At 71.2% G+C, this 2,296-nt stretch carries 6 protein-coding genes; all 6 read left to right on the top strand.

The window, feature by feature from the left end:
- On the top strand, positions 1 to 433 hold a 433-nt coding region (locus tag Q9R47_RS24210; RefSeq protein WP_311235646.1), incomplete at its 5' end, for a DUF4376 domain-containing protein.
- 65 nt (positions 434 to 498) lie between these two features.
- On the top strand, positions 499 to 915 hold the full coding sequence (locus Q9R47_RS24205; protein ID WP_311235645.1) for a structural protein P5: 417 nt from the start codon (positions 499 to 501) through the stop codon (positions 913 to 915).
- A 5-nt stretch (positions 916 to 920) separates the two neighbouring features.
- Positions 921 to 1,301, top strand: a complete 381-nt coding sequence (locus Q9R47_RS24200; protein WP_311235644.1) for a hypothetical protein — start codon at positions 921 to 923, stop codon at positions 1,299 to 1,301.
- Positions 1,288 to 1,701 carry a hypothetical protein gene (locus Q9R47_RS24195; RefSeq protein ID WP_311235643.1) on the top strand — a complete coding sequence of 138 codons (414 nt, stop codon included), beginning with the start codon at positions 1,288 to 1,290 and terminating at the stop codon, positions 1,699 to 1,701. The genes Q9R47_RS24200 and Q9R47_RS24195 overlap by 14 nt, the downstream gene beginning before the upstream one ends.
- Complete coding sequence (locus Q9R47_RS24190) at positions 1,698 to 1,919, top strand: hypothetical protein (protein WP_311235642.1); 222 nt, start codon at positions 1,698 to 1,700, stop codon at positions 1,917 to 1,919. Before Q9R47_RS24195 ends, Q9R47_RS24190 begins: the two co-directional genes overlap by 4 nt.
- Complete coding sequence (locus Q9R47_RS24185; RefSeq protein ID WP_311235641.1) at positions 1,916 to 2,281, top strand: hypothetical protein; 366 nt, start codon at positions 1,916 to 1,918, stop codon at positions 2,279 to 2,281. Before Q9R47_RS24190 ends, Q9R47_RS24185 begins: the two co-directional genes overlap by 4 nt.
- The last annotated feature ends 15 nt before the right edge of the window (positions 2,282 to 2,296 follow it).

Raw genomic sequence — 2,296 nt, 5'->3', positions numbered from 1 at the left:
CCAGGAGGATGCCGACGGCCAGTGGTTCCAAGCGTTCGAGGTTCGGGCCATGCTGCCCGAGGACATCGAGCAGGCCTTGCAGACCGAACAGGCCCGGCTCGCGGCCGCGGCCACGGCGCACCGCTGGGCGGTGGAAACCGGCGGCGTCACGCTTCCAACCGGCACGCGGGTGGGCACCACAGTGGAAGACCAAAATCGGATCTCTACCGTGATCGGCAATGCCCAGCTGGCCGGCATCACGCAGGTGGATTTCAAGTCGAAGAGCGGCTGGGTTTCGCTGTCGCTCGATGATATGCGGGGCATTTCATCGGCCATCGCCCGACACGTCCAAGCGTGCTTCTCGGCCGAGCGTAAGCACCACGAGGCCATCGATACCCTGACCAGCCTGGCGCAGGCGCTGGAGTACGACGTGCGCACCGGCTGGCCGGCCTGACAGCACCGCCACCACACCATCCACAGCCCGCCGCGTGCGGGCTTTTTTGCGTCCGAAGGATCGACATGACCACCACTCCACGCGGCATCCGCAACAACAATCCGGGCAACATCGACCGCACCAGCGAGCGCTGGCAGGGCATGGCCGCCGACCAGAGCGGCGACCCTCGCTTTGTCGTTTTCTCGGCGCCTGTCTGGGGCCTGCGGGCCCTGGCCAAGGTGCTGCTGTCGTACCAGCGCAAGTACGGCCTCAACACCCCGGCCAAGATCATTGGCCGCTGGGCGCCGCCTTCGGAAAACGACACCGGCGCCTATGCCCGCCAGGTGGCGCGCGCGCTCGGCGTGGGCGTCGATGACGTGGTCGATCTGCAGGACCCGTGCACGCTCAGCAAGATCGTGCCAGCCATCGTGCAGCACGAAAACGGCCAGCAGCCGTACCCCGCCGACCTGATCGACCAGGCCGTGCGCCTGGCGCTGGAGTGATGCCGATGGATTCGCCGGACCTCAACAATTTCCCGGGCGGGCCCTTCGGCGCACTGGGCGCGGCGTCCGCGGCCGTGGCCAGCGGCTTCCTGTTCCTCCGCCAGTACCTGAGCCGCGGCGCGGCGGACCGTGCGGACGACGCCGGCCGCGTGTCGGCGATCAACGTCTACAAGGAGCTGCTGGAGGCGGAGCGCGCGGCGCGCGCCCAGGCCGACAAGCGGGCGGACGAATTCGCTCGCGAGCGCAACGAGGCGATCACCGCGCTCGGCAAGCTGCAGGGTCAGTTGGAGGGCATGCAGCGCCAGCTCCAAAACGCCACCGACGAAATCACGAGCCTGCAGGCGCAGGTCCAGAAGCTGACGGAGCAAGTCCATGCAAAAGCCTGATCTGCACCGGGCCCGCGCGGTGATCGCGGGCAGCGCCATGCTGTTGGGGATGGTCGGAGGTGGCGCCGGCATCGGCTACTGGGCGGGCGTGGAGCGCATGCGCGGCATGCTGGCCGAGGACCGCCAGGACCACCTGGACGAGATCGCGCGTCTCCAGGAGGCCAACCGCACGGCGCTCGATGCGCTGTCGGGCCGCGTGGCGCGGGCGGCGGACCGCTCGCTGGCTGCAGCAGACACGGCGACGACGGCTGCAGAGACCGCGCAGGCAGCTGCTGCCACGGCCGGCAAGGCGGCCAAGGCCGCCGGCGTGCCGGCCGCCGTTCCCGAGCACGAGCGCAAGGCGATCAACACCACCATCCAGCGCGCCAACGAGCGCATCCGCAAGGAGACCCCCCGATGATCCGCATCACCATCCTCGCGGCCCTGCTGCTGGCCGGCTGTAGCACCGTGCCGCCTGAGCCGCCGGCCGCCCAGGTGGAGCCGGCCGCGCTCGCGGTGGCGCCCCGCCAGTGCCCGCCACTGCCCGAGCTGCGCGCCGGTGCGTCCAGCCTCGAGCGCCGCATGCACACGCAGACCATCGTCCGCATGTACGCCGCGTGCGCAGGGAGCCTGCCATGACGCCGGTGCAGATCCTGCTGGCCGTGCTGCTGGTGGCCAACATCGCAACCGGCCGGGCTTGGCTGTCTGCCCGCGACGACCTCGCCACCGCGCGCGCCGAGCTGGCGGGCAAGGGGCAGGAGCTGGCCGGCGTGCGCGGCGCTGCCGAGGCCTGCAGCGGCAAGGTGCAAGAGCTGCGCACCCTGGCCGACAAGCGAGCGCAGGAGGCTGCGCCAGCGCGGCGCGCGGCCGCCGATCGGGCCGCCGATCACGGCCGCAAGGCCGACACGATCCTGGCGGCGCCACCGGCCGTGCCGGGCGATGCTTGCGCCAGCGCCCAGGTGCGCGTGGACGCCTGGCTGCAGGGGAGGGCGCGGCCATGAGGGCGGCCGTCCTGA

The sequence above is a fragment of the Acidovorax sp. PRC11 genome (genome assembly GCF_031844105.1).
Lineage (GTDB): Bacteria > Pseudomonadota > Gammaproteobacteria > Burkholderiales > Burkholderiaceae_C > Paracidovorax.
The sequence above is the reverse complement of the archived record's forward strand: the minus strand, read 5'-3'. Positions and strand labels throughout refer to the sequence as shown.